Source organism: Faecalibacterium sp. AF10-46, assembly GCF_003604105.1.
In the GTDB taxonomy this organism is placed as follows: domain Bacteria; phylum Bacillota; class Clostridia; order Oscillospirales; family Ruminococcaceae; genus Faecalibacterium; species Faecalibacterium taiwanense.
The window spans coordinates 199,391-222,505 of record NZ_QVGY01000003.1; the positions used below are offsets into that span (position 1 = coordinate 199,391).

General features: G+C 54.0%; 27 protein-coding genes and 1 tRNA gene. 22 read left to right on the forward strand and 6 right to left on the reverse strand.

Annotated elements, in window-relative coordinates:
• Positions 1–471 (forward strand): transcriptional regulator NrdR, encoded by a 471-nt coding sequence (gene nrdR / locus DWV57_RS05635; RefSeq protein ID WP_044953681.1) that lies wholly within the window; start codon positions 1–3, stop codon positions 469–471.
• Between the two features lie 52 nt (positions 472–523).
• Here nrdR and DWV57_RS05640 read toward each other — a convergent pair whose 3' ends face one another.
• Together DWV57_RS05640 and DWV57_RS05645 are read right to left on the reverse strand one after the other, a co-directional pair.
• The gene (locus DWV57_RS05640; protein WP_097782131.1) at positions 524–892 is read right to left on the reverse strand and encodes a DUF4363 family protein; all 369 of its coding nucleotides are present in this window, start codon (positions 890–892) and stop codon (positions 524–526) included.
• Positions 893–901: 9 nt separating this feature from the next.
• Positions 902–1,594: a DUF421 domain-containing protein gene (locus DWV57_RS05645; protein WP_243089034.1), complete on the reverse strand. Its 693-nt coding sequence runs from the start codon at positions 1,592–1,594 to the stop codon at positions 902–904.
• Positions 1,595–1,672: 78 nt separating this feature from the next.
• Here DWV57_RS05645 and DWV57_RS05650 point away from each other — a divergent pair, with 78 nt between their 5' ends.
• The 3 genes from DWV57_RS05650 to DWV57_RS05660 are packed head-to-tail and all read left to right on the forward strand — an operon-like array spanning position 1,673 to position 4,898.
• Positions 1,673–3,133, forward strand: a complete 1,461-nt coding sequence (locus tag DWV57_RS05650; protein ID WP_243089033.1) for a spore germination protein — start codon at positions 1,673–1,675, stop codon at positions 3,131–3,133.
• Positions 3,130–3,930 carry a hypothetical protein gene (locus tag DWV57_RS05655; protein ID WP_118527340.1) on the forward strand — a complete coding sequence of 267 codons (801 nt, stop codon included), beginning with the start codon at positions 3,130–3,132 and terminating at the stop codon, positions 3,928–3,930. Before DWV57_RS05650 ends, DWV57_RS05655 begins: the two co-directional genes overlap by 4 nt.
• Positions 3,927–4,898: a hypothetical protein gene (locus DWV57_RS05660; RefSeq protein WP_120020217.1), complete on the forward strand. Its 972-nt coding sequence runs from the start codon at positions 3,927–3,929 to the stop codon at positions 4,896–4,898. The genes DWV57_RS05655 and DWV57_RS05660 overlap by 4 nt, the downstream gene beginning before the upstream one ends.
• A gap of 1 nt (position 4,899) precedes the next feature.
• On the opposite strand, the gene DWV57_RS05665 is transcribed toward DWV57_RS05660, so the two are convergent.
• Genes DWV57_RS05665 through DWV57_RS05675 form a run of 3 tightly spaced genes read right to left on the reverse strand, consistent with a single transcriptional unit; the run spans position 4,900 to position 8,719 of the window.
• Positions 4,900–6,249 carry an ATP-binding protein gene (locus tag DWV57_RS05665; protein ID WP_120020218.1) on the reverse strand — a complete coding sequence of 450 codons (1,350 nt, stop codon included), beginning with the start codon at positions 6,247–6,249 and terminating at the stop codon, positions 4,900–4,902.
• Positions 6,246–6,935: a response regulator transcription factor gene (locus DWV57_RS05670; RefSeq protein WP_120020219.1), complete on the reverse strand. Its 690-nt coding sequence runs from the start codon at positions 6,933–6,935 to the stop codon at positions 6,246–6,248. Before DWV57_RS05670 ends, DWV57_RS05665 begins: the two co-directional genes overlap by 4 nt.
• Positions 6,932–8,719 carry a Na/Pi cotransporter family protein gene (locus tag DWV57_RS05675; protein WP_120020220.1) on the reverse strand — a complete coding sequence of 596 codons (1,788 nt, stop codon included), beginning with the start codon at positions 8,717–8,719 and terminating at the stop codon, positions 6,932–6,934. The genes DWV57_RS05670 and DWV57_RS05675 overlap by 4 nt, the downstream gene beginning before the upstream one ends.
• A 298-nt stretch (positions 8,720–9,017) precedes the next feature.
• Between DWV57_RS05675 and hprK the strand changes: the two genes are divergently transcribed.
• The 6 genes from hprK to pfkA all read left to right on the forward strand — a co-directional run bounded on the left by hprK (position 9,018) and on the right by pfkA (position 17,373).
• On the forward strand, positions 9,018–9,953 hold the full coding sequence (gene hprK / locus DWV57_RS05680) for an HPr(Ser) kinase/phosphatase (protein ID WP_005941969.1): 936 nt from the start codon (positions 9,018–9,020) through the stop codon (positions 9,951–9,953).
• 28 nt (positions 9,954–9,981) lie between these two features.
• Positions 9,982–10,878: a UDP-N-acetylmuramate dehydrogenase gene (murB, locus tag DWV57_RS05685; RefSeq protein ID WP_118527334.1), complete on the forward strand. Its 897-nt coding sequence runs from the start codon at positions 9,982–9,984 to the stop codon at positions 10,876–10,878.
• Between the two features lie 34 nt (positions 10,879–10,912).
• On the forward strand, positions 10,913–11,776 hold the full coding sequence (gene rapZ / locus DWV57_RS05690; protein WP_097777756.1) for an RNase adapter RapZ: 864 nt from the start codon (positions 10,913–10,915) through the stop codon (positions 11,774–11,776).
• Positions 11,777–11,792: 16 nt separating this feature from the next.
• Positions 11,793–12,722 carry a DNA-binding protein WhiA gene (whiA, locus tag DWV57_RS05695; RefSeq protein WP_120020221.1) on the forward strand — a complete coding sequence of 310 codons (930 nt, stop codon included), beginning with the start codon at positions 11,793–11,795 and terminating at the stop codon, positions 12,720–12,722.
• Complete coding sequence (locus DWV57_RS05700; protein WP_120020222.1) at positions 12,719–16,228, forward strand: DNA polymerase III subunit alpha; 3,510 nt, start codon at positions 12,719–12,721, stop codon at positions 16,226–16,228. The genes whiA and DWV57_RS05700 overlap by 4 nt, the downstream gene beginning before the upstream one ends.
• A 170-nt stretch (positions 16,229–16,398) precedes the next feature.
• Complete coding sequence (gene pfkA / locus DWV57_RS05705; protein ID WP_097777759.1) at positions 16,399–17,373, forward strand: 6-phosphofructokinase; 975 nt, start codon at positions 16,399–16,401, stop codon at positions 17,371–17,373.
• A 122-nt stretch (positions 17,374–17,495) separates the two neighbouring features.
• On the opposite strand, the gene DWV57_RS05710 is transcribed toward pfkA, so the two are convergent.
• Positions 17,496–18,737 (reverse strand): tyrosine-type recombinase/integrase, encoded by a 1,242-nt coding sequence (locus DWV57_RS05710; RefSeq protein WP_118527326.1) that lies wholly within the window; start codon positions 18,735–18,737, stop codon positions 17,496–17,498.
• A 238-nt stretch (positions 18,738–18,975) separates the two neighbouring features.
• On the opposite strand from DWV57_RS05710, the gene DWV57_RS05715 reads away from it, so the two are divergent.
• The 12 genes from DWV57_RS05715 to DWV57_RS05765 all read left to right on the forward strand — a co-directional run bounded on the left by DWV57_RS05715 (position 18,976) and on the right by DWV57_RS05765 (position 23,111).
• Positions 18,976–19,224 (forward strand): hypothetical protein, encoded by a 249-nt coding sequence (locus tag DWV57_RS05715; protein ID WP_097775624.1) that lies wholly within the window; start codon positions 18,976–18,978, stop codon positions 19,222–19,224.
• Positions 19,221–19,634, forward strand: a complete 414-nt coding sequence (locus tag DWV57_RS05720) for a hypothetical protein (RefSeq protein ID WP_120020223.1) — start codon at positions 19,221–19,223, stop codon at positions 19,632–19,634. The genes DWV57_RS05715 and DWV57_RS05720 overlap by 4 nt, the downstream gene beginning before the upstream one ends.
• Positions 19,635–19,898: 264 nt before the next feature.
• Positions 19,899–20,045: a hypothetical protein gene (locus DWV57_RS14465; protein ID WP_158576314.1), complete on the forward strand. Its 147-nt coding sequence runs from the start codon at positions 19,899–19,901 to the stop codon at positions 20,043–20,045.
• Positions 20,046–20,138: 93 nt separating this feature from the next.
• A tRNA-OTHER gene (locus tag DWV57_RS05725) sits at positions 20,139–20,208 on the forward strand.
• Between the two features lie 92 nt (positions 20,209–20,300).
• Positions 20,301–20,534 carry a hypothetical protein gene (locus tag DWV57_RS05730; protein WP_097775622.1) on the forward strand — a complete coding sequence of 78 codons (234 nt, stop codon included), beginning with the start codon at positions 20,301–20,303 and terminating at the stop codon, positions 20,532–20,534.
• Positions 20,535–20,633: 99 nt separating this feature from the next.
• Complete coding sequence (locus DWV57_RS05735) at positions 20,634–20,873, forward strand: hypothetical protein (protein WP_118527322.1); 240 nt, start codon at positions 20,634–20,636, stop codon at positions 20,871–20,873.
• 57 nt (positions 20,874–20,930) lie between these two features.
• Positions 20,931–21,335 carry a hypothetical protein gene (locus tag DWV57_RS05740; protein ID WP_118527320.1) on the forward strand — a complete coding sequence of 135 codons (405 nt, stop codon included), beginning with the start codon at positions 20,931–20,933 and terminating at the stop codon, positions 21,333–21,335.
• Positions 21,336–21,389: 54 nt separating this feature from the next.
• Complete coding sequence (locus DWV57_RS05745) at positions 21,390–21,755, forward strand: hypothetical protein (protein ID WP_118527318.1); 366 nt, start codon at positions 21,390–21,392, stop codon at positions 21,753–21,755.
• 70 nt (positions 21,756–21,825) lie between these two features.
• Positions 21,826–22,074, forward strand: a complete 249-nt coding sequence (locus DWV57_RS05750; RefSeq protein ID WP_118527316.1) for a hypothetical protein — start codon at positions 21,826–21,828, stop codon at positions 22,072–22,074.
• A gap of 89 nt (positions 22,075–22,163) precedes the next feature.
• Entirely contained in the window at positions 22,164–22,358 is a 195-nt protein-coding gene (locus DWV57_RS05755) for a hypothetical protein (RefSeq protein ID WP_118527314.1), read from the forward strand.
• Positions 22,359–22,446: 88 nt separating this feature from the next.
• Positions 22,447–22,794: a hypothetical protein gene (locus DWV57_RS05760; protein WP_118527312.1), complete on the forward strand. Its 348-nt coding sequence runs from the start codon at positions 22,447–22,449 to the stop codon at positions 22,792–22,794.
• 50 nt (positions 22,795–22,844) lie between these two features.
• Positions 22,845–23,111, forward strand: coding sequence for a DUF4160 domain-containing protein (locus tag DWV57_RS05765; RefSeq protein WP_118527310.1), 267 nt, complete (start codon positions 22,845–22,847; stop codon positions 23,109–23,111).
• Positions 23,112–23,115 lie beyond the last annotated feature (4 nt).

Sequence of the window (23,115 nt, forward strand, 5' to 3'; positions counted from 1 at the left end):
ATGAAGTGTCCCTATTGCGGAGCCGAGGAATCCAAAGTGATCGATTCCCGCCCCACCGAAGACAGTGAGCGCATCCGCCGCCGCCGCGAATGCCTGAGCTGCCATATGCGCTTTACGACCTATGAGGTCGTGGAGACTGTTCCGCTTGTGGTCATCAAAAAGGACAGCTCCCGTGAGCCGTTCGACCGGCAGAAGCTGCTCAACGCCATGGTGCGTGCCTGCGCCAAGCGGCCGGTCAGCTACGAATCGCTGGAGCGTGCGGTAAGCAGCATTGAGCAGACGCTGCTCAGCTCCTACGACCGTGAGATCCCCAGTGTGCGCATCGGTGAGCTGACCATGCAGGAACTGAAAAAGATCGACGAAGTGGCATATGTTCGCTTTGCATCGGTCTACCGTCAGTTTGCAGACGTGGAAAGTTTTTTCAATGAGCTGAAAAAGCTGATGGGCGACCGCAAGGAACCACAGAAATAATTTGCATCAGAACACCGGCTTTCGCCCAATGGGGCAGGGCCGGTGTTTTTGTTTATACCAGCCGGTGCGAGAGCCATTCCAGTGTTTCCACCTGTACCTGTGCGCGGCGCAGCTCACCAAAGGCTTCCTCTGGGGCACCCATTTCCAGGTGTCCGTCCGCCGCCCGCAGTGCAGCTTCCAGCTCGGTAAAATCTGCGGTGCGCAGCAGGTGGTTCATTTTGGTGCGCATTTGGTCGCACCGGTCGGCACCATCAGCAAGCGCCTGCCGGGCGGCAGGGTAGTCGGTATTGCGGATGGCTTCGGCGGCGGTGTCAAGGTCTGCCGAGATCACATCCGCAAAGCTTTGCACCTTCCAGCTGCTGTAAAAGGCCACGCTCAGCAGTACGGCCACAATAGCGATACATGCATAGATCCGTTTCATCCGCTCACCTCAATGGGAGCCGCCGGCACGGCGGTTCTCTTTTTTTAGCAAAAAATAATCCTCGGTCTCGTTGCCGATCAGCAGCAAAATTTCTTCCGGCAGCAGGGTGTTGGCCTGCGCCGTGCGTTCCAGCCACGCGCGGTCCTTGCCGCACCAGCGTAGGTTGTCTTCCAGCACCTGTCCGTCCAGCACAAAGGGAATGGTGGCGTTGGTATGGGTCACCTTCAGCTGCAGGTCGGCAAGACGAGTTGGCTCTTTTTCTGGCCGCAGTGCTGCCGAAAGGGTGCCGTTCGTCTCGATCACCGCGTAGGAGACCTCCCGTGGGTCAAAAATATTTTTACCGCGCAGCGCTTCCATCAGGTCGGCTGTGGTCAGCCGTAACATCCGCAAGGCTTTCTGATCGATCTGTCCGTCCAAAATCACCGTCTTTGGTCTGCCGGAGAGAAAGTTGAAGAATTTCTGGCTGCGGAAGCTCAGCACGGAGCCCAGCAGTTCCAGCGCTGCAATGAGAAACAGAGGAATCAGGCTGGATGTGATGGGCACCTCTTCCGATTCAATGGAGATGGATGCCAGATTGGAAATGAGAATGGTGGACACCAGTTCTTCGGGCTGCAGTTCGCCCAGCTGGCGCTTGCCCATCAGCCGCATGGCAAACAGGACGCACAGATAAATGATGATCGTGCGGCAGATCAGAAGCTTCAAGTAACAAGACCTCCTGTCGTTTCTGGCGGAATGGATGCCGCTGCAGCCGGGCATACTGCTGTGCAAAGGAGTGGTTGGATGCGGCAGTTATCACAGAGCCTTGCGGCAAATCTTGCGGTGCTGGACAAAATGTTTGGCACCTCTTCGGATTATTATGCCAAGGAGATCACGATTTATCATTGCAGGGGAAGCATCCTGCTGTTTGACGGCATGGCAAGCCTGGATTCTTTGTGGGAGCTTTTACTGGATGCGGCCAGCCGTCAGGCACCGCCGCAGCAGGCAGGCCAGCGTTGCACCGGGCCGCAGGTCTTTGAGCTGATCCTGCACGGCTCAGCCTTTCCGGCAGAAAGTGAGCCGGTAACAGATCTGGCTGATCTGATCAAACGAATGACAGCAGGCATGGCGGTCTTACTGCTGGACGGCTGCGCAAAGGGCATTGCCTTCTCGGTACAGGGACTGAAGTTCCGCTCGGTAGACGAGCCTTCCGGGGAGGGCAATCTGCGCGGCTCCCGCGAAGGCTTTGCCGACCTGCTGCGGGTCAATCTGAGCCTGCTGCGGCGGCTCATCCGTACCGAACATCTGGTGCAGGAGGTGGCGCAGGCCGATACCGAAATGCAAACGGAATACGCCATCTGCTACTGCAAAAACAGGGCAGACTCCGCCATGGTGATCCGTGTGCGCAAGGCGCTTGCCGCTGCAAAGCCGGAGCTTTTGCTGGATTCCAGTTACTTTGTGCCGTGGCTGCTGCCGGGCAAGGCGCGGCTGTTCACGCCGGTAAGCTACACCGAGCGGCCTGCCGTGGCGGCGGCAAAGATCTGTGAGGGCAAGATCGTGGTGCTGGTCAACGGAAGTCCCTCCGCCATGGTGCTTCCGGCTCTTTTCTGCGAAAATTTTGAGTGCTTGGACGATTATGCATCCACCGCCGTGTTTTCCTCTTTTCTGCGCATCCTCAAATATGTTTCGTTCTACCTCACAGTATTTCTGCCGGGTGTGTTCGTCTGTCTGGCGGTCTACCTGCCGGAGCTGATCCCACCGCAGCTTCTGTACAAGATCGAAGCGGCGGAGAAGGCCACACCGCTGCCGCTGTTTGCGGAAATGCTGCTGGTCATACTCATTTTGGAGGTCATCCGGGAAGCAGGTCTGCGGATGCCGCAGTCGCTGGGGCATTCGGTCAGTCTGGTGTCCGCGTTGATCATCGGCGATGCTGCCATTGCCACCGGGCTTATGAGCACGCCGGTGATCTTTGTGGCAAGCATCACGGCCATCGCGGTGTTCGTCACGCCCTCTTTGTACGAGCCTGCTACGCTGCTGCGTCTGGGTGTGGTGCTGGCTGCAGGTCTTGCCGGGCCGGTGGGCCTTGCGGGGGCTTTTTTTGCAGTTCTGCTCAGTCTTTCCGGCACAGCCTGCCTGCAGGTGCCATATCTGGCGGCGCATCCGTTCCCGCAGCGGCCCATGGAAGAGGATGGCATCATCCGCCGCAACTACCGCCGCCTTTCAGCGCACGACTTTAATATCTGGCAGAAACGGGAGGGAAAATGATACAAAAACAGAAAGGCTTTTCTGCTCCCGTGCTGGCACTGAGCGTGTGGACAGCTGCGCTGGCAGAAGAAATGCAGACCGGTATCTCTCCGCGTGGGATGATCATTCATGGAGCGGTTCAGGCTCTTTTGCTCACATGCATCAGTGGGGTGTTCTCTGCCTGCTGGCAGCGGGCAGCCATGCAGTGGGTCTGGCTGTTTTCCGCAGGAGCATGGTTTCTGGCAGAGTTGTTTGAAACCGTAATGCAGGCCCAGAACATCTGCCAGCAGGAGTTCCGCTCCATGGCGCTGATCGGCCTGCTGCCGCTTTTGCTCTGGGCAGGGTGGTGTATTCCGCCTTCCGGCTGGGATGCTCCGGCACGGGTGCTGTGGTGGTTCGTGCTGCTGGGTGGGCTGGTCTGTCTGACAGGGCTTGCCGGGCAGATGGACTGGGCGCACCTGCTGACGGCAGATGCTGTGCAACTGGCCCGCTGGCCGCGTGTTCCGCTGTATGCGGAGTATTTGTTCTGGCCGCTTCTTGCAGGTTATGAAGAGCCGCGCAGCATGTCCTGGCTGCCATGGCTCACCTTTCTGGTACAGGCGGGTCTTACTGCCGGGATGTGCCTCGTATTTGGCGCAGCGGATTACCCGGCACAGGAGCTGCTGCGGGCATGGAGCGCAGATGTTTTCTCCCGCATGGATGCGCTGCTTTTGCTCATCTGGCTCACCTGCGCGATCTTCCGCACCGGCTTTCTCTGCGCGGCAGTGCGTACCGTGTGGCAGCGCGCGGTGCAGTGCGGGAAAGGAGCGGTAAAATGAAGCAGAAGAAACTGCGCTCTCTCAGTACGGTGCTTTTGATCGGATGGTGCCTGATTTTTCTGCGCTGCGAGACCACCGAAAAAAGCATGGTGCGTGCGCTGTATCTTGCTCAGAAGGAACAGTCCATCACCGTAGGGCTGCTGTATCAGGCTCCGGAAGCCGCCGCCGATGCATCCGAGGCCTCTGGGGCTGTGCAGCTGCAGTTGGCGCAGGCGGACACGCTGGCAAAAGCGCTGGCGGCGGCTCAAAAGCAACTGCCGCAAAAGGCAGATTACCGCCTGTGCGATTATCTGCTGATCGATCAAGATGCATCGGCAGAGCTGCTTGCAGCGTATGAGCGCACGGTGCTGGAAAACAGGCAGGGCAGGGTATCGGCAAAAGTTTCTGTGCTGGAAATGGACGATGGATTTTTGGAGGAACTTCCAGCGGAAAAGCAGGAATTTCCGAACAAACTGCTTGAGCAGCTCAAGCAGTGCGCAGACCAGATGCCGAGGCTTTACCAGTATCAGGACGGAATGCTTCTGCCGCAGCTGCGGGCAGAGAAACAGGAAGTGGCACTTGCAGATACAAGCATCCTCTGGCGAGTGGAAAACAGCATTGAGCTGGAGGCCCGGCAGGCGGAAACAGCGCGGCTTTTGCTGGAAATGGGCGGCGTGCATACGTTCTGGCTGGAAGGTGAGCCGGTAACGGTCCGCCGATGCAGCGTGTCTGTCACCCTGCAGGAAGAAACTGCCAGTCTGCGGCTGGACTGTCAGCGCAGCTATGATACGCCGCAGCCCAGCGCCGCACAGTGCGAACAGCTGGCAGAACTGTGCACGCAGACGGTGCAGTCTTTCTGGCAGCAGGGCATCGACCTTGTGCATCTGCAGCAGCGCAGTGCATTGCAGAACGGTGTGGACAGAGAAAAGATCACAATAAAAAACGCCTGCCCGCAATTGCAGGCAGACGTGAGGTTTTTACCGATGTGATTCAGTTGGCAGTGGGGAAGGTGACAGTAATGGTAGTGCCCACATCCACCTGACTTTCCAGCTTGATGCGTGCGTTGTGGATGCGTGCGATATGCTTGACGATGGCAAGGCCCAGACCGGTACCGCCGGTAGCCTTGCTGCGGCTCTTATCCACACGATAGAAGCGCTCAAACACGCTGGACTGTGCTTCTTTCGGGATGCCGATGCCGTTATCGGCCACAGTCAGGGTGCAGTGTCCGTTGCGGCTGCAGGCTGTGGTGATCTGTACCTTACCGCCGGGACGATTATAACGGATCGCATTATCGCACAGGTTCTGGCATAGCTCGTCCAGCAGGGCACGGTTGCCGTGCACAAGAGCACTTTCGCCCAGACAGTTCAGCGAGATGTAAGCCCGGCGGGCATTCAGCTTCTGGCGCTCTACGCAGTCCTTGGCAACGGTAAGCAGATCCACTGTCTCCATCTCCGGCTCAGAACCGGCTTCGCTGGCGTTGTCCAGACTGGAAAGCTGCAGGATATCGTTCACCAGCTGGATCATACGGCTGGCCTCCACATGGATCTTCTGGGCAAAGCACGGCACATCCTCAGGCTTTGCAATGCCGGTCTCGATCAGCTCCGCATAGCCGGAAATACTGGTCAGCGGGGTCTTCAGCTCATGGCTGACATTGGCAGTAAACTCCTGCCGCATCTTTTCATTGTTCTCACGGAGGATGCGGTCAGAGTGGATGCTTTCAGCAAAGGGGACAAGCTCCTTATAGGGAACATTGTCCTGAATATGATCCAGATCTTCGGTCATGCTCAGCACAGGGGAGACTAATGCACGGGTGAGCAGAGCTGCCAGAACAGCGGCGGCCAGCATGAGTGCAACGCAGCTCAGCACGATGGCAGGCAGGGTCGAATCATAAATAGACCAGACCGTTTCTGCATCCTGTGCCATGCGCAAAATCTCACCGTTGGGCAGCAGTACGGCATAGTAATAGGTCTCGTAGCCCATGGTCTGGGAATCGCGGATGTCCCGGCCCACACCTTCGGTCATGGCCTGACGGATCTCCGGGCGGGAGAGATGGTTCTCCATGGGCTGATCGGTAGCAGATTCAAACAGCACGCTGCCGTCCTGCGAGATCAGGGTGATGCGCAGATTATTGGTAACAAAGAACGAAAGCTGCTGCGGGTCCTGCACCAGATCATAACCGGCGCTTGCCAGATCGGCTTCCCGCTCAAGGCTGGTCCATGCCTGAGCCGTGAATGCCTTGTGAAAAACAAAGATGCAAAGCGCCGCCGTGAACAGCAGACCGAGGAAGCCCATCAGGAACAGGCGGTAGCTGATCTTTTCTTCCATGCTGCGCAGCTTCATTCTTCACCGGCCTCCTCTTCATCGGTCAGCTTGTAACCCACCTTGCGCACAGTGCAGATGTATTTGCCGGCATCCCCCAGCTTTTTGCGCAGGGTGCGGATATGCATATCCACAGTGCGGCTCTCCACCGAAACGTCGGTGCCCCACACCACCTGCAGAATGGTCTCGCGCGTCACCACCAGATTGGTATTTTCCAGCAGCAGGCGCAGCAGACTGTACTCCTTGTAGGTCAGCTCCACCGGCGTTCCGCTCACGGTCACGTTGTGACGGGCATTGTCCAGCAGGATCTCGTGAAAGCTGAGTACGTTGGGACGTGCTTCCGGAGCCGAGCGGCGCAAGGCGGCGCGCACCCGGCTCAAAAATTCCATGATGCCAAAAGGCTTTGAGATGTAATCATCGGCACCGCAGTCCAGCCCGCGCACGGTGTCCAGCTCACTGGATTTTGCAGTCACCATGATGACGGGCAGCCTGCGCAGGGAAGGGGTGTTGCGCAGCTTTTTCAGGATGGAAAAACCGTCCTCACCGGGCAGCATCACGTCTAAGATCACCAGTTCCGGCTCTGCAGTGTGCATGGCCTGCCAGAACAGCTCAGAGCTTTCAAAGCTGGTCACTTCGTATCCGCTGGACTGCAGGGCATACTGTTCCAGCTCCCGGATGGCGGCATCGTCTTCAACAATATAGATCATTTGTCAAAATCCTCCGCAGATTGATTTTCAGGGAAGAGATAGCGTTCACGGTAACGGTCAAGACGGCGATGGAATTCCTCACTTTCCTTGGTGTCATTGCCGTGACGCAGCTCGTTGAGGTATGCGTGGGTATCAAAGCTGTCCTGTGCAACCTCGATCTGTGCAACGGCTACGTTGCTGCAGTGGTCGCACACACGCTCATAGTTGGTCAGCAGGTCGTCCAGCACAAAGCCATATTCAATGGAGCAGCTGCCGGCCTGCAGGCGGGCAATGTGGTGGGCCTTGATGGCACGTACCAGCTCGTTGACCACGGCTTCCAGCGGTTCCACCTTGCTGGCAAGATGCAGATCACCCTTGCGGAAAGCATCAGTGGTGCGGTTCAGAATATCCTGCACCGCATCCTCCAGCACCTGCAGCTCGTCGCGGGCATCCTGCGAGAACTGGATTTCTTTGGTGTGCATCTCTTCGGCAGATTCCATCAGGTTTACGGAATGGTCGCTGATGCGCTCAAAATCGCTGATGGTGTGCAGCAGAGTATTTACGCTCTGGCTGTCGGCATGGTTCAGCTCACGGCTGGAAAGCTTGACAAGGTAGGTGCCGAGAGCGTCCTCGTAACGGTCTACCTGCGTCTCCTCCTCGCGGACCTTCTGCGCAAGTGTATCGTTCCACTCATGGGTCAGGCTCATGGCCTGCATCACGCCCACACGGGCAAGCTCTGCCATTTCAGCCGTTGCAGAGCGTGCACGCTCCACAGCCACGGCAGGGGTGTTCAGCAGGCGGTCATCCAGCAGCGCAAAGCTTTCCTTTTCCGGCGAATCCGGAATGGTGAGGATGGCCAGCTTTTCCAGCAGGTTTGCAAAGGGCAGCAGCACCAGCGTTGCCACGATATTGAACACCGAGTGCACCACAGCGATGCCCCATGCCTCGATGGTGGTGTTCACAAAAGCAAAGTGGCAGACCGTATTCAGGCCGTAAAAGCCGACAAGGAAGATGGTCACACCGATGATGTTGAAGTACAGATGGACCATGGCAGCACGGCGTGCATTCTTGTTGGCACCCACAGAGGAGATCAACGCGGTAACGCAGGTGCCGATGTTCTGACCCATGATAATGGGAATGGCACTGCCGTAGGTGATCACGCCGGTGGCGCTCAGCGCCTGCAGAATACCCACGCTGGCGCTGGAGCTCTGGATGATGCCGGTAACAAGGGCACCCACCAGAACGCCCAGAAGGGGGTTGGAAAAGCGGGTGAACAGGCTGGTGAACCATGCCTCGTTCTGCAGGGGCAGGACGGCGTTAGACATGGTGGTCATGCCAGTCATCAGCACGGCAAAGCCGATGAGGATGGTGCCCACGCCTTTTTTCTTCTCACTCTTACACATATACAGCAAAATGCCGATAAATGCAAGCAAAGGACTGAAAGAAGTGGGTTTGAGCAGATTGATGAGGAGGCTGTCGCCCTGCAGGCCGGAAAGGCTCAGGATCCAGCTGGTGACAGTGGTGCCCACATTGCTGCCCATGATCACGCCGATGGCCTGATGCAGCTCCATGATGCCGCTGTTGACAAAGCCGACCACCATGACCGTGGTAGCGCTGGAACTCTGGATCACAGCGGTGACGCACAGGCCAAGGAAAAAGCCTTTAAGGGGGTTGTCAGTCAGCTTGCTCAGGATCTTCTGCAGCTGGCCGCCGGCCTGCTTTTCCAGTGCTTTGCCCATGATGTCCATGCCGAACAGGAACAGGGCAAGACCTCCAAGCAGGGAAAAGACATTGAAGATGGTCATAAAGATTTCCTCACTTTTGTTTGACGTGTTTTTGATGTGTTTCTCCTGATTTTGAGTATACAGATGCAATGTAAAATCCAAAATCGAGGGAATGTAAAATCCGTGTAAAGGTAAGAAAAATGTAAAAAATCAGTACATGGCTGCGCTGCTGCGTGCATTCTTGCCGGGCTGCGAAAAAGCCGCCCGCACAATATTGTTTTTTACCGATCGTTCTATTATAATAATAAGAAGGAATCCTGTACGGTACCTGACAGCAGGCAGGGCTGTGCAGCAAAAGGGGAGCACAGGAGGAACAAGAATGGGCACATTCAATGTCTCGCTCAAAACGCTGACCGACCGTGTCAGCATGGAAGTTGTCTATACGCCGAAGGAACTGGATCAGATCTGTGTGGAGATCGCCGAAGTGAACCGCCCGGGTCTGTTTCTGGCGGGCTATTACGATTATTTTGATAAGCTGCGTCTGCAGATCATGGGTCTGGCCGAGATGAACTTTCTGTCCGGCCTTTCACCGGAAAAACGCTACGAAGCGCTGGATCAGCTGTTCCGTCAGCAGCCGCCGGCTGTTATCGTCTGCCGCAGCGAAGAACTGACCCCCTTCCCGGAAATGCAGGAGCTGGCCCAGAAGCATGGTGTTGCACTGCTGCGCTCCAACGAGACCACCTGCACTCTGATGGGCAGCCTGATCAGTGTGCTGAATCTGGAACTGGCACCGCGTATCACCCGCCATGGTGTGCTGGTGGAAGTGTACGGCGAAGGCATCCTGATCCTGGGCGACAGCGGCATTGGCAAAAGCGAGCTTGCCATCGAGCTGGTCAAGCGCGGCCACCGCCTTGTGGCAGATGATGCGGTGGAGCTGCGCAAGGTGTCCAACCGCCAGATCATGGGTACTGCCCCGGAGAATATCCGCCACTTCATTGAGCTGCGCGGCATTGGCATCGTCAATGTGGCCCGTGTGTACGGCGTGGGCGCGGTCAAGCTGAGCGAAAGCCTTGACCTTGTGGTTCAGCTGGAAGCATGGGACCCCACTAAGAACTACCAGCGCACCGGTCTGGAAAACGAATACTACGACATTCTGGGTGTCAGCATTCCCAGCACCAGCATTCCGGTCTCACCGGGCCGCAATCTGGCTGTCGTGCTGGAAACTGCAGCCATCAACAACCGCCAGAAGAAGATGGGCTACAACGCAGCGCGTGAACTGCTGATCCGTCTGGGTCTGGACGATAAAATGGATTGATCCCACACCGCAAAAGGAGCAAGTTATCATGGAACGATTCAAGCAGAAACTGCAGGCAGCGGCGATCCCGTTCAGGGAGAATGAACCGCTTGCGGCGCACTGTACCTTTAAAATCGGAGGCCCGGCACAGCTGTTTGTCATGCCGGAAAACGAGCAGCAGCTCTGCAGTGCAGTTGCGCTTTGCAAAGAGCAGGCTGTCCGCTATTACCTGCTGGGCAACGGCAGCAACATCCTGTTTGCGGACGAAGGCTTTTCCGGCGTGGTGATCGATGTTTCGGCACTGGACGCAGAGATCGCGGTGGAAGATACAGTCCTGACCGCAGGCGCAGGTGTCCGCCTTGCGGCACTGTGTAAGGCGGCACTGAAGCATGGCCTGTCCGGGCTGGAATTTGCCTACGGCATCCCCGGCACGGTGGGCGGTGCAGTGTATATGAATGCGGGTGCCTACGGCGGCGAGATGAAGGACGTGCTCACCACAGTGCGGTATCTTGCGGCAGAAGGCGAGGTCAGAAAAGTGCCTGCCGCAGAGCTGGATCTCCGCTATCGCCACAGTATTTTTGAAGAGAACAGCGGCTGCATCCTCTCGGCACAGTTCCATCTGCAGCCCGGAAACGCAGCGGACATCCGTGCAAAAATGGATGAATTGATGGCCAAGCGTGTGGAAAAACAGCCGCTGGATAAGCCCAGCGCCGGCAGCACCTTCAAGCGCCCGGCGGGTGCTTTTGCGGCTGCGCTGATCGACCAGTGCGGCCTGCGCGGCTATCGCCACGGCGGCGCAGCCGTCAGCGATAAGCACTGCGGCTTTGTGGTAAACCTTGGCGGCGCTACCTGTGCTGATGTGCTGGCACTCTGTGACGAGGTGCGCGCCATCGTAAAGGAAAAGACGGGCTACGACCTTGAAAAAGAGATCCGGGTCGTCCGATAACGGAAAAAGCAAAAAAGGAGCGGTAGATCAGATTATGGAGCTGTTGATCGTCAGCGGACTTTCCGGTGCAGGCAAGTCGGTGGCTATGAATGCGCTGGAAGATATCGGTTTTTTCTGTATAGATAATGTTCCGGCCGGACTGCTGCCCAGCATCACTGCATTTTCGGAAGCGGGCGACAGCCAGCTGGAGCGGGTGGCTCTTTCCATGGATGTGCGCGGCTGCCGCACCAGCGAAGAGATCGAGCGTGCGCTCGACAAGCTGGATGAGCAGGGTGTGGATTATAAAATTCTATTTCTGGATGCCCCGGATGACGTTCTGATGCGCCGCTACAGCGAGACCCGCCGCCGCCACCCCATCAGCATTGCCGAGGGCATTTCCACCCGGGAGGCCTTTGCAAAGGAACGCAAAATATTGAAGCCTTTGCAGGAGCGTGCAGATTACGTCATCAATACCGCCCTGCTTTCTACAGCACAAAACAAAGAACGCATCTGCGATCTTTTTGCAAAAAATGGCGGAGCCAAGGGTGCCATGCGCCTGACCGTGATGTCCTTTGGATTCAAATTCGGCATCCCGCCGGAGGCAGACCTTGTGCTGGATGTGCGCTGCCTGCCCAACCCCTTCTACGTGCCGGAACTCAAGCATAAGACCGGCCTTGATCAGGATGTGGTGGATTTTGTCATGAGCCACCCGGAAGCGCAGGAACTGCTCAAGCGGTATGAGAACTTTTTGCAGTATGCACTGCCGCTGTACGTCAAGGAGGGCAAAAGCCAGCTGACCATTGCGGTGGGATGTACCGGCGGCAAGCACCGCTCTATTACATTTGCGCGCAAGATCGCGGAATACTGTACCTCGCTCGGCTATGAGCCGGGCGTGCAGCACCGCGATGCCAAACGCTGACAGAATTCGAGGAAGTATGAGTAGTTTTGCATCCCGCGCGCGGGAGGAGATCGCGCAGCGCAGCATCCAGAAGGATTGCTGTGTGCGTGCGGCAGCTTATGGCATTGCGTGCTTTGCCAAATATTTTGATGCAAAGGGTCTGGTGGTGCAGACCGAGCAGCAGGAGACGGTGCAGGCTGCCCAGCAGCTGTTCGCACGCTGCGGCGTGCAGGGCGAGATCCTGCACAAGCAGCGGCCCAGCGGCATGCTGTATGAGTTCAACATCCGCGCGCCGGAGCAGGTAGCCCGGATGCACGAGCTGTTCGGCACCACGGGCAGCGAGACCAGCCTGCAGATCGACCCCCGCCTTATCCGCTGTCAGACCTGCGTCAGTGCGTACATTGGCGCAGCTTTTTTGTGCAGTGGAACGGTCATTGATCCGCAGAAAGAATATAATCTGGAATTTCTTACCTCCCGCACCAATCTGGCACGGGACTTTGAAGCGCTGCTGGCAGAGCATGAGTTTGCACCGCACCGCACCCGCCGCAACGGCGTGAACCTGATCTACGTCAAGACCGGGGCCAATGTGGAACGGCTGCTCAGCTTTATGGGCGCTGGAAACGCTGCAGAGGAAATGCATACGCAAAAAGCCTTCAAACAGGTGCGCAACCAGACCAACCGACAGACCAACTGTGATACGGCAAACCTTGGCAAAACGGCCCGTGCCAATGCGCAGACGCTGAAGGCCATCCGCTTTCTGGAAGATCAGAATGCCCTTAGCACTCTGCCGGAGGTACTGCAGGAGGCCGCTGCCAAGCGGATGCAGTACCCGGATCTTTCGCTCACAGCGCTGTGCGGCTGCTTTGAGCCACCCGTGAGCAAATCCGGCCTGTCGCACCGGATGAAAAAGCTGGAGGCGTTGGCCGAAAATCTGCGGCAGAATCTGGAACAGGAGACAAAAGCATGAGCGAAGCATTACCCAATACCCGGCCTTTTGTCCATCTGCACATCCACACAGAGTACAGCCTGCTGGATGGTGCCTGCCGCATTGACCAGCTGATGGATCGCGTAAAAGAGTGCGGACAGACCGCCATTGCCTGCACCGACCACGGCGTGATGTACGGCTGCGTGCAGTTTTATAAGGCTGCAAAAAAGGCTGGCATCAAGCCCATCATCGGCTGTGAGGTGTATGTGGCCACCCGCACCCGCTTTGACAAGGTAAATAAGATCGACGGCAACAACCACCTGATCCTGCTGTGCAAAAATGAGACCGGCTACAAAAATCTGATCAAAATGGTGTCGGCCGCCTTTGTGGAGGGCTTTTATTCCAAGCCCCGCATTGATAAGGAACTGCTGGAAAAATATCACGAAGGTCTGATCTGCTTGTCGGCCTGTTTGGCAGGCGAAGTTTCGCAGGCCATTCTGGCGGGCGATTATGAGCGCGCCAAAGCAGCAGCGCTGTGGTATCGAGACCTCTTCGGCGAGGAAAACTATTATATCGAGCTTCAGGACCATGGTCTGGAAGAGGATAATACTGTGCTGCCGCAGCTCATCAAGCTTGCACGGGAGACCGGCATTCCCATGGCGGCCACCAACGACTCCCACTATCTGCGCAAGGAGGATGCCAAAATGCAGGGCATCCTGCTCTGCATCCAGACCGGCAAGACCATTCAGGATGCGGATAAAATGGAGTTCCAGACCGACGAGTTCTATGTCAAAACGACAGACGAAATGTACGAGCTGTTCTCCATGGTGCCGGAAGCCTGCGAGAATACCGCCAAAATTGCCGAACAGTGTAACTTTGATTTTGATTTTGGACACACTAAAATTCCATATTACAAAGCGCCGAACGGTATGGATAATCAGGCGTTTTTTGAAAAGCTCTGCTGGGAAGGTCTGGAGCGCCGCTACGGCCCCAATGTTCCGCAGGCCAACAAAGACCGTCTGGAATACGAGATCGACGTGGTCAAAAAGATGGGCTACACGAACTACTATCTTATCGTGTGGGACTACGTGAACTACGCCAAGAGTCAGGGTATCCCGGTAGGCCCGGGCCGTGGCTCCGGCGCAGGCAGCATTGCGGCTTACAGCGTGGGCATCACGGATATCGACCCCATCCGTTATAACCTGATCTTTGAGCGCTTCCTGAACCCGGAGCGCGTCAGTATGCCAGATTTTGATGTGGACTTCTGCTACGAGCGCCGTCAGGAAGTGATCGATTACGTCAACCGGAAATATGGTGCCGACCATGTGGCTCAGATCGTCACCTTTGGCACCATGGCCGCCCGCAACGCCATCCGCGATGTGGGCCGCGTGATGGGCATTCCGTATCAGCAGGTAGATGTTGTGGCAAAGCAGGTGCCCATGGAGCTGAAAATGACGCTGAAGCGTGCGTTGGAGGTATCGCCGGAACTTAAGCGGATGTACGATACCGACCCGCAGGTCACAGAGCTGATCGACACGGCCTTGAAGGTGGAGGGCATGCCCCGCCATGCTTCCACCCATGCGGCGGGTGTCGTCATTACCCCGGAGCCTACGGACTACTATCTGCCGCTGGCCACCAACGACGGCCTGCCTGTGACCCAGTTCAACATGACCGAGATCGAAGAACTTGGCCTTTTGAAGATGGACTTTCTGGGCCTGCGCACGCTGACCGTCATTCATGACGCGGAAACCGCTGTGCAGAAGCACCACCCGGAGTTTTCCATCCAGAAACTGGATTACGACGACCCGGACACCTACAGGATGCTGGGGCAGGGAGACACCGAGGGTGTGTTCCAGCTGGAATCTTCCGGCATGAAGCAGGTGCTTGTGGGCCTGCAGCCGCAGAACCTAGAAGACATTATCGCTCTGATCAGCCTGTACCGGCCCGGCCCCATGGATTCAATCCCCACCTACCTGCGCAACCGCCACGAGCCGGACAAAATCAGCTATAAGACCCCACAGCTGGCCCACATTCTGGATGTGACCAATGGCTGCATCGTCTATCAGGAGCAGGTCATGCAGATCTTCCGGGAGCTGGCAGGTTTTTCTTTTGGTCAGGCAGACAATGTCCGCCGTGCCATGAGCAAAAAGAAACATGCCGTCATGGAGGCCGAGCGGGAGCACTTTGTGTACGGCTGCACCGATCCCGGCAACGAATGCCCCGGCTGTGTGGCAAACGGCATCTCTGAGAAAGTGGCCAATGAGATCTACGATGAAATGTCCAGTTTCGCTTCATATGCGTTCAATAAGAGCCATGCGGCCTGCTATGCCTATGTGGCATTCCAGACGGCCTACCTCAAGTGCCATTATCCCAGTGAGTTCATGGCGGCTTTGCTGACCAGTGTGCTGGATAACACGGATAAGGTCATTGAATATTCCGGCGAGTGTGCCCGCCTTGGCATCAAGGTGCTGCCGCCGGATGTGAATGTTTCCAACGGCGGCTTCACGGCGGATGGAAGCGGTCAGATCCGCTTTGGCCTGAATGCAGTCAAAAATGTGGGCCGCAACCTGATCGAGAATGTGGTGAAGGGGCGGCAGAATAAACCTTACACCGGCCTGTACGATTTCTGCAAGCGGATGCATGGCAATGAACTGAACCGCCGGGCAGTGGAGTGCCTCATCAAGGCCGGCGCATTCGATCATCTGGGCAACAACCGCCACAGCCATGTGGAGGCCGTAGAGGGCATTCTGAAGAGCATTGAGACCGACTCTCGGCGCAATCTGGATGGACAGCTGGATCTGTTCTCGGTGATGAGCGGGGAAGCACAGAGCGGTGCTTCCGAGGATAACTATGAAATAAAGCAGCTGCCGGAGTACAGCCATAAGGAACTGCTCCAGCAGGAAAAGGAAGTCAGCGGCCTGTATCTGTCCGGTCATCCGCTGGATGCTTACCGAGAACAATCGGCACGCATTACATCCCACACCATCAAGGATCTTACAGGGGAAGATGCCCATGTGAAGGATGGAGAAAAAGTGCGCATTGTGTGCGCGGTGGTAAAAAGCCGCATGATGACCACAAAGTCCAACAGCATGATGGCTTTTACCAGCGTAGAAGACCTGACCGGCACCATGGAAGTGATCGTATTCCCAAAGGTGCTGGATGCTTTCCGGGATTCACTGCACGAAAATGCAGTCGTCGTGATCGATGGCAGACTGTCGGTACGGGAGGATGAAGCTTCCAAGCTGCTGGCAGAGAGCATCGTCCCGATCGAAAATTACGATCCGGCCCGACTGGATAACGGCAGGCCGGACCCGATGAAAACGGCAGCAAAGAAGCTGTATATCCGTGTGCCTTCCCGCAGCAGCAGGGAATATGCAAAGGTGGTCAATCTGCTTGGCATTTTTGATGGGGACATGCCGGTGCTCCTGTATCTGACCGATACCAAGCAGTATCTGCGTGTGCCGCGCCATCTGTACGCATCCGGCCATCCGCTGCTGTTCAAAGAGCTGGAAAGGCTGGTCGGAACGGACAACATTGCAACAAAATGACATTTCCGTGCACGAATCTTAACGCAAATCCGGCGGGATGGCTGTTTCCAAAATAAGGCGTTTGTGTTATAATGATTCAAGGCAAGTGAAGTGCTTTGGACAGCGTTAAAATAGAGAGCGCTGTGATACCATTGGGTAAATGAAGAAACAAATTGGAGGGAAACTCTCGTATGGAAAAGCAGATCAAAACGATTGGCGTATTGACGAGCGGTGGTGATGCTCCTGGCATGAACGCTGCCGTGCGCGCCGTAGTCCGTACCGGCCTGCATAAGGGTTACCGCATGATCGGCATTCAGCGTGGCTACAATGGCCTGCTGAACGGCGAATGCTTTGAGATGAACCTGCGCAGTGTGTCGAACATCATCTCTGCAGGCGGTACCATTCTGTATACCGCCCGCTGTCTGGAATTCAAGACCAAGGAAGGTCAGGACAAGGGTGCAGAGAAGTGCCGCGAACTGGGCATTGATGCGCTGGTGGTCATTGGCGGCGACGGTTCTTACCGCGGCGCTCGTGAGCTGGCCCACCGCGGCATTCCGATGATCGGTCTGCCCGGCACGATTGACAACGATATTTCCTGCACCGATTACACCATTGGCTACGATACCGCCATGAATACCGCGCTGGAGATGATCGACAAGCTGCGCGATACCACCCAGAGCCACGACCGCTGCAGTGTGGTCGAGGTCATGGGCCGCAACGCCGGTTATATTGCTCTGAATGTTGCAATTGCTTCCGGCGCTATGGCTGTTCTACTGCCGGAGAAGGAATTTGACATGCAGCGTGATATTCTGGATAAGATCGCTGAGACTCAGAAGACCGGCAAGCGTCACTTCATTATTATTGTTGCCGAGGGTGTCGGCCATGCACAGGAGATCGCAAACGAGATTCAGGCACGCACCGGCATCGACTCCCGCGCCACTATTCTGGGCCATGTCCAGCGCGGTGGTTCTCCCACTCTGCGTGACCGTGTGAACGCTTCTGCAATGGGCTACCATGCCGTGTGCCTGCTGGAGCAGGGCAGGTATAACCGCATCGTCGGCATGAGGGGCGAAAAACTGGTGGATTACCCTGTGGATGAAGCTCTTGAAATGACTAAGACGCTTGACCCGGTGCTGCTGGACGTTTGTAACACCATTTCTATCTGATTTTTGGACTGAATTGAACGTAAATACGTGAAATACGGCATCTACAGATTGGATAAAATGTAGACAAAATCGGGTCACTCCTACACATTCCCTGTATTCAAATGCAAAAGCGGTATAAGGAATTATGGGATCTTTTCAATCTCATTTTTAAGCCAGTCGATGCTTCTTTGGGTATAAACACGTTCAGTAAGGTCTTTAATATGGTGCCCAACAAGTCGTTTGATGGCATATTCGTCCATGTTATACTTTTTGGCCATTGTAACAAAAGTAATACGTCCATCATGGCCTTTATGTTCAGGGTTCAGTGACAGCAGAGGAACGACTTCGTTGACAAGCTGCACGGAAAAAGAGGCATAGCGCATTTGCGTGACTTCGCCTTTTACGGTGTTCTGATGATGGAAACCACGCTGGCGGATCGTGAAAAATAAATAAGGCGAACCTGCTTCGAGCGCTTTTTCGTAGCGGGCTTTTACCAGGTTGTAAATTCGGGGATGAATCGGCACTGTTCGGTTTATCCCCGCTTTTGTTTTTAAGCCGCCTGTAAATGTGCCCACATCCATATCAACATCCTTCATTTTCAGGTCGCATAGTTCTCCGGGACGCCAGCCAGAGTAGCACTGAATTAGAATCATGTCAATGATAGGATGCTTGTCTATATTTGCCCATAGAAGATCGAGTTCTGCTTCGGTATAGGGAATATGACTATTCGGTTTGCGGACATACCCCGAATCGATCGTGAACATACGAGCATAATTTTTATCGACGAGTTCGCGGGAGACTGCATAATCAAAGAGCAGATTATAAAGATTTTTCATTGAGTCTTTATTATTGTTTTGTGCATGGCGAGTTTCTCCGGCGTAAACGATGGTTCCGTTTTCAATACAATTCTGCAGGTGCGAGATATGAACGTCGCGGACAAGCATGTTATGAATCGAGGAGGAGTAGGCCCATGCTCTTTTATAACGGGAAATCGTAGAAGAATCCACTTTTTTCTCTTTCGTGGTCAGCCACATATCAAAAAGGTCCTGCATGGTTGTTTTATTGCTAAGGTCAAATGGATGCGCGTTGTATTTCATAAGCGCTTCATATGCTTCATTATACGTTTCAAAATAAGCGACCGGACGGAGCGGGCATACGATCGGTTTGCCTTCATCAGTTCTTCCGGCTGTGACCATTGCCCGAAAGGGCTTGCGAAGATTACGCCCTCGGACTTCGGAAATCTGGCCGAATCCATTGGGAAGACGCATATGTTTTTTCTTTTTTGGTGGCAGCGATGACTTGGATTTGAGCGGGTAACCGCAATGAGGACAAGCTGCTGCCTTATCGCTCACTTGTAGACAACACTCTGGACAGAGTTTTAACATAGAAACCTCCTTCAATCATTGTATAAATTTGCCATTTTCACTCAAAAGCTCGGTCAAACCGGGCTTTTTCTGTTTGAAAAAGCTATTCTAGGTTAAACGATAGATTTTTGCTTGTCAATCCTTCAGGGCGAAAAAGATAAAAAACAGCACGCGGGGGACCATTTTTACAAGTATCATCCTTTTGAGCCTGGGAACGTATTTAGACGCTCCTAGAGTAACACAAAAGGAGTACGATAGAATGGATAAAGCTAGATTAGAAATGGGTTCGGTTCCTGTACGGATCGCAGCACGAGTATACGGCAGAGATCCTGCTTGGGTGAGAGCTGGAATCATCGCTGGGTGGTTACCGATTGGAGAAGCGACTAGGAACGGAAAGCGCGTTACAGATATTCAGCAGATGAACTCAAAGCTGGGCAGGATCAGCTATTACATCTCACCCAAGCTCCTCTATGAGCAGACCGGCTATGAATGGAGGGGCGAAAAATGAGCAGAGAACGTGCGGAGCTGTCAAAAAAGAACCCATACCACATTCCGAGATACCGCTACTACGAGCTGAAGTATTTTTGCAGGCAGTACGATGACTGGAAGAAGGCCCTGACTCTGATCGACGGCTGGCAGACATCACCCAATGATATTTCCGGCATCATCAAGGGCTGCCCACCTGTAAGCCAGACCGAGAGGATCGCACTGTCCAGAGTGTTCTACTCTAGCTGCATCGATATCGTGGACAGGTGTATTGCGGAACTTGATACGGCATTGGCACCGTACATAAAAAAGGGAGTGACAGAGGGAGACGGCTACAACAAGCTTCAAGCAAATGGCTGCCCCTGCTGCCGCGAGACCTACTACGAGCATTACCGGTACTTCTTCTGGCTCCTGAGCAAGGAACGGCAGTGAGACGCGAAAAAATCAGCCGCCTTTATGAGAAAGGTGGTATGAACAATGTTTAGTCTGATCGTTGCAATTTTGATCGTTGTGCTGCTGGTCAAGTGCATTGGCCTTGTTGGCGCTAAGACGGAAGAGGTGAAACAGAGAACAAAGAAGAAACACTGAAAATCAAAATGGAGCTTATGGGAAGCCATAGGCTCTTTTTTTTCGCAGACGCGAAAAATTCACCCTCCTTTATGGAAAGAAATGAACAATTTTAGGAGGTATTTTACTATGCTGAAGAATGTTATTAAAGGTTTTGAGGAAATGATGAACTGTGTTCTGACCGCTATGAACGAGTCGCTGAGCGATCCGTATGCGGGCTGGAATGAAGGGGAAGAACTCCTCATGCTGAACGAGGTTCGGTGTGGTATCCGCTAATGGATATTCTGACCGGAAAACGGGCGTATGGAAACATGCGCTCTTTTCTTTGACGTTTCGGTGTAGGCGCGAAAAATACAGCCTCCCTTATGGAAGGAGATAGCTCAGTTGGCAGAGCGCTGCTTGATTGCAGAGGTCGTGGGTCCGAATCCCATTCTCTTTCTTTTTTCTATTCTAGAATAGAATGTTGGCGCGAAAAACGCATTGCCCTTTATGGAAGGATGTCTTCCGAAGAACGAAAGGAGAAATGCTATTATGGCAAAACGAGTAAAGACGAATTATGACCGCGGGTACGTGAACGCTATGGATAAGATCCGCGTGTTCATCGAAAGCAGCTCGAAAGTGATGTATGTCGATACACGCGAGTATAAGAATGCTGAGACGGCACGCTGTGCTTACCGGAACGCGATCGCGCTGGTGCGGGCGGGAGGAATCGTGCGTGTTACTTGCAACCGCAATGAGCTTTTCCTGATTCGCAATGACATCTGAGGCGAAATGGAGCTTACGAGAAATCGTAGGCTCTTTTTCTTTTTTCCGCACGCAGGGGACAGGTTCCTCTACTATATTATTAAAAAGGAGAATTTCAAAATGGACGCAAAACTGTTTCTGATCGTTTTCATCTGCATTGCTGCACTGGGGTTGGTGCTGGGTATTGCCATCGGTTTCAACCTGAGCGAAGGCCAGAGGTGTGTCGGTGATCTTGTGATCGCACCCGGTGACGAGGATGCAGACCATTGCATGTTCCTGGACCTTGCGAAAAGTCCGGAAACTCTGGCAGGGAAAGAGCGGGTGATGCTGAACATCAAAATGATCCGGACGCGAAAATAACGTGGTGTTCTATGGAGGAGACTCCAGAATGATATTTTGTAAAGGAGATATTTCAAAATGGAAAACTACGAAAACAAAGAATTGCTGAAAGACGCGGCGAAGAAATCGCTGGAAAGTCTTAAGGATCTGAAGCCGGGTACGGAAGAGTACAATACGGCTGCAAACATGGCATTGAAGCTGTACGATATGCAGCTCAAGGATGAAGCGCAGGAAAACGAAAAACAGCTGAAAGAGGACGAGGCCGTGCGGAAAGTGCACGAACTGGAACTCGATCAGGAGAAAGCGGAGAAGGCGCGCAAACTTGACTGGGCAAAAATCGGCATGAAGGCGCTGACGTTTGCAGGCACGATTGGCATGACTGTGTACTGGTCGATCTGCGAGGCAGGCGGTGTAACCCAGCTGTCGAGAGCAATCAGCGAGGGAGTACATGAGCTGAAGAGAGGCTTTACGGAAAAAGATTAAAAGGAGGAACCGAGGAGGGTTTGTGGCGAAAGCTGCGGACTCTCTTTATTTTTTATGCGATATCATGATAACGCTCAGCCGCAGGAGTGGACGAACTACTACGGAAGCGTCTACCGCTGCAACCATCCTGTGTACCGGGTATGCACCTTGTATAAAGAGCGCAGCAAGGGCCTGTGCGTGATCCAGCAGCGCTACAACGAGAAAAGCAAAGCGACCTACTGGAGCGCCATAGACCCATGGCTGACCGATAAAATTTACCTGCATGACGGGTTCAAGGAATATTTTGACAGCCATGCCAAACGAAAAAATCAAAACGGAGAATATCCTACCGTGACCGTGCGGCAGATCATGTGGGCGCTGCGGATGAAGCCCCTGAAAAAAGAGCGCTGGGAGACCGTGTTTGACAGAAGCACGATTTAGGACGCGAATTTTACAGGGTGCTTTATGAGACGAGTTACGTCTTAACATTTATATTTTGGAGGTATGAACTATGAAAATCAAAGCTAATGCTAATGGTACGTCACTTGGAATGTCAGACAAAGCGAAAATTGATCGCATGGATTGTGCGGGTGCGGCTGGCGTGATTTTTACTGCAGTGGGTTTGGTGCTTACTGCGATAAGTTATGCTACCTACATGCACGGAACTATGTGGATTTCGGTGCGCGATAATGATACGGAGGGACGTAGTACGATATGCAAAGCTTATACGGAAACCGAAGACAAATTGCTTAAAGAGTAACTCACAGGCAGGAGCCGTGGAGAAATCTGCGGCTCTTGTTTTTCGTAGACGCGAGAAAAACTTGCTCTATTATGAAGGAGGTGAGAGTTATGGAATACCTTCTGGCAAAGAGCGACAGACAGCTCGGTATTTGCCTGAGAATGCTGTACGACGAAGGATACAAAGGTTTGGTTGTTGAAAGTGTGATAAACGCTAAGAACCGAATGGAGTTCCACGTCAAGGTTATGGCTGACGAAGACAAGATGGCGAAGTTGAATGACCGCTACCAGACGTTGATTTCCTAAATCTTACTCTGGAGGGCAAAAGATCTGAAACATGGTCTTTTGCTTTTGTCCGGGCCATGCTATAATGAAACAAAGGGAGGCGAAGAGCGTGAGAGTGACATCGCACATGATTGTTCCCGTGAAGAAAAACGGCAAGTGGACGACCTATATCAAAGAGTTTGAAGAAGATATTCCGGATTTGGGACGGCACTGCATGATGTGCAATTCCTGCGGCGAACCGAGCTATCCCGAATGCATGAAAAAATGCCCGGTGGAGCGTGATCGTGTCGAGCGTGAACAAAAGAAAGCGCAGGAGAAAGTCGCCAAGCACAAAGTCGAGATTGATATTCTGGCTGGGCTTGTCCGCGATGGACTCCTGAAGGTAGAGGATGCTGCGCCGCGCGTTGACATGAGCGTGGAAGAATTTGAAGCGGCAATGAAGAGCATGAAAGCTTGAAAAAATAACTTACATATGATAAAATCAAATTGATGACAGAGGTGACAAAAATGCCGGTATTGAGCATTTTCTATGGTATTATCGTCAGAATGTACCGTGAGCAGGGTGGCAAGCATAATATGCCGCACATTCACGCTGAGTATTCTGGAGAAGAAATCGTGATGGCCTTGGATGGAACGATTCTGGAAGGAAGCTTCCCGAAAAATAAATTGAAGCTTCTGGAAGCGTGGGTCGTTATTCATCATGATGATCTGGAAGCAAACTGGAAGCTGTTGAGCAACGGTGAACAGTTTTTCCGTATTGACCCGCTGAAGTAAGGAG

Excerpts from the sequence above, each read along its gene's own strand:
- whiA (WP_120020221.1), top strand. The coding sequence starts at position 11,793 with ATGAGTAGTTTTGCATCCCGCGCGCGGGAGGAGATCGCGCAGCGCAGC.
- DWV57_RS05670 (WP_120020219.1), bottom strand. The coding sequence starts at position 6,935 with ATGATCTATATTGTTGAAGACGATGCCGCCATCCGGGAGCTGGAACAG.
- DWV57_RS05730 (WP_097775622.1), top strand. The coding sequence starts at position 20,301 with ATGGCAAAACGAGTAAAGACGAATTATGACCGCGGGTACGTGAACGCT.
- rapZ (WP_097777756.1), top strand. The coding sequence starts at position 10,913 with ATGGAGCTGTTGATCGTCAGCGGACTTTCCGGTGCAGGCAAGTCGGTG.
- DWV57_RS05765 (WP_118527310.1), top strand. The coding sequence starts at position 22,845 with ATGCCGGTATTGAGCATTTTCTATGGTATTATCGTCAGAATGTACCGT.
- hprK (WP_005941969.1), top strand. The coding sequence starts at position 9,018 with ATGGGCACATTCAATGTCTCGCTCAAAACGCTGACCGACCGTGTCAGC.
- DWV57_RS05715 (WP_097775624.1), top strand. The coding sequence starts at position 18,976 with ATGGATAAAGCTAGATTAGAAATGGGTTCGGTTCCTGTACGGATCGCA.
- DWV57_RS05740 (WP_118527320.1), top strand. The coding sequence starts at position 20,931 with ATGGAAAACTACGAAAACAAAGAATTGCTGAAAGACGCGGCGAAGAAA.
- DWV57_RS05640 (WP_097782131.1), bottom strand. The coding sequence starts at position 892 with ATGAAACGGATCTATGCATGTATCGCTATTGTGGCCGTACTGCTGAGC.
- DWV57_RS05720 (WP_120020223.1), top strand. The coding sequence starts at position 19,221 with ATGAGCAGAGAACGTGCGGAGCTGTCAAAAAAGAACCCATACCACATT.
- DWV57_RS05750 (WP_118527316.1), top strand. The coding sequence starts at position 21,826 with ATGAAAATCAAAGCTAATGCTAATGGTACGTCACTTGGAATGTCAGAC.
- DWV57_RS05660 (WP_120020217.1), top strand. The coding sequence starts at position 3,927 with ATGAAGCAGAAGAAACTGCGCTCTCTCAGTACGGTGCTTTTGATCGGA.
- DWV57_RS05665 (WP_120020218.1), bottom strand. The coding sequence starts at position 6,249 with ATGAAGCTGCGCAGCATGGAAGAAAAGATCAGCTACCGCCTGTTCCTG.
- DWV57_RS05650 (WP_243089033.1), top strand. The coding sequence starts at position 1,673 with ATGCGGCAGTTATCACAGAGCCTTGCGGCAAATCTTGCGGTGCTGGAC.
- DWV57_RS05735 (WP_118527322.1), top strand. The coding sequence starts at position 20,634 with ATGGACGCAAAACTGTTTCTGATCGTTTTCATCTGCATTGCTGCACTG.
- nrdR (WP_044953681.1), top strand. The coding sequence starts at position 1 with ATGAAGTGTCCCTATTGCGGAGCCGAGGAATCCAAAGTGATCGATTCC.
- DWV57_RS05755 (WP_118527314.1), top strand. The coding sequence starts at position 22,164 with ATGGAATACCTTCTGGCAAAGAGCGACAGACAGCTCGGTATTTGCCTG.
- DWV57_RS05675 (WP_120020220.1), bottom strand. The coding sequence starts at position 8,719 with ATGACCATCTTCAATGTCTTTTCCCTGCTTGGAGGTCTTGCCCTGTTC.
- DWV57_RS05700 (WP_120020222.1), top strand. The coding sequence starts at position 12,719 with ATGAGCGAAGCATTACCCAATACCCGGCCTTTTGTCCATCTGCACATC.
- pfkA (WP_097777759.1), top strand. The coding sequence starts at position 16,399 with ATGGAAAAGCAGATCAAAACGATTGGCGTATTGACGAGCGGTGGTGAT.
- DWV57_RS14465 (WP_158576314.1), top strand. The coding sequence starts at position 19,899 with ATGCTGAAGAATGTTATTAAAGGTTTTGAGGAAATGATGAACTGTGTT.
- DWV57_RS05655 (WP_118527340.1), top strand. The coding sequence starts at position 3,130 with ATGATACAAAAACAGAAAGGCTTTTCTGCTCCCGTGCTGGCACTGAGC.
- murB (WP_118527334.1), top strand. The coding sequence starts at position 9,982 with ATGGAACGATTCAAGCAGAAACTGCAGGCAGCGGCGATCCCGTTCAGG.
- DWV57_RS05710 (WP_118527326.1), bottom strand. The coding sequence starts at position 18,737 with ATGTTAAAACTCTGTCCAGAGTGTTGTCTACAAGTGAGCGATAAGGCA.
- DWV57_RS05745 (WP_118527318.1), top strand. The coding sequence starts at position 21,390 with ATGCGATATCATGATAACGCTCAGCCGCAGGAGTGGACGAACTACTAC.